1 protein-coding gene is annotated in these 1,070 nt (G+C 54.8%); it reads left to right on the top strand.

The annotated features are described in order from the left end of the window. Positions 1 to 71: 71 nt before the first annotated feature. Positions 72 to 1,070, top strand: a protein-coding gene (locus L972_RS02110) for an IS3-like element ISAs22 family transposase (RefSeq protein WP_156127037.1) whose coding sequence is annotated in 2 segments (ribosomal slippage) — positions 72 to 324 and positions 324 to 1,070 — 1,000 coding nt annotated over the 2 segments. Because the reading frame shifts where the segments join, the coding sequence is not laid out codon by codon here. This gene is flagged as partial in the annotation.

Below are 1,070 nucleotides of genomic sequence, written 5' to 3'. Positions count from 1 at the left end.
GGTAATCCCCCCGAAAAACTGAGGTGCTCATAAGTAGAATTTTCTCGTATCTTGAACGCAGGAGGTTCTACATGAAAACATCACGCTTTAGCGATGCACAGATCATCGCCATCCTCAAGCAGGCCGAGTCTGGTTCACCCGTCCCTGAGCTCTGCCGTGAGCATGGCATCAGCTCCGCCACCTTCTACAAGTGGCGCTCCAAATTCGGTGGCATGGATGCCTCTCTCATGGCGCGCCTCAAAGAGCTGGAAGAGGAAAATCGTCGCCTTAAGAAGATGTATGCCGAGGAGCGCCTAAAGGCTGAGATCATCTCCGAGGCGATGGCAAAAAAGTGGTGACGCCATCTGCCCGCAGGGAGATGGCGACCAAGGCTGTGGCTCATTACGCCATTTCTATCCGTCTGGCTTGCCAGGTGTTCAAGGTGAGCGAGGGTTGCTACCGTTATCAGCCCGTGCTGGCTGATGAAAACCAGGAAATTGCCGACTGGCTGCTGCGCCTCACCGCCAACCAGCGCAACTGGGGTTTCGGACTGTGCTTCCTGTACCTGCGTAACGTCAAAGGCTTTGGCTGGAACCACAAGCGGGTCTACCGGATCTATCGGGCGCTAGAGCTCAATCTGCGGATAAAACCCAAGAAGCGGCTAGTGCGGGCCAAGCCGGAGCCGTTGGCAGTCCCTGACCAACCGAATCACTGTTGGTCGATGGACTTTATGCATGACCAGCTCAGCGATGGTCGTTCGGTGCGGTTGTTTAATGTGATCGATGACTTCAATCGCGAAGCACTGTGCATCGAGGTGGATTTTTCCTTGCCTGCCTCGCGAGTCAAACGGGTGCTGGAGCAGGTCATCGAGTGGCGGGGCAAACCAGCCGCAATCCGCTGTGATAATGGTCCGGAATACATCAGCGAAGAGCTCAAGCAATGGGCGCAGCAGAAGAGGATTGCGCTGAGGTATATCCAGCCAGGCAACCCGCAGCAGAATGCCTACATAGAGCGATTTAACCGCACTGTGCGTTACGACTGGTTGGGCCATTACCTGTTTGAGTCACTGAATGAGTTACAGGAATTTGCCA

Origin of the sequence: Aeromonas sp. ZOR0001, assembly GCF_000801015.1 — a bacterium.
Classification (GTDB): domain Bacteria; phylum Pseudomonadota; class Gammaproteobacteria; order Enterobacterales; family Aeromonadaceae; genus Aeromonas; species Aeromonas veronii.
Note: the sequence above shows the minus strand (reverse complement) of the source record. Positions and strands in the feature narration are given on the sequence as shown.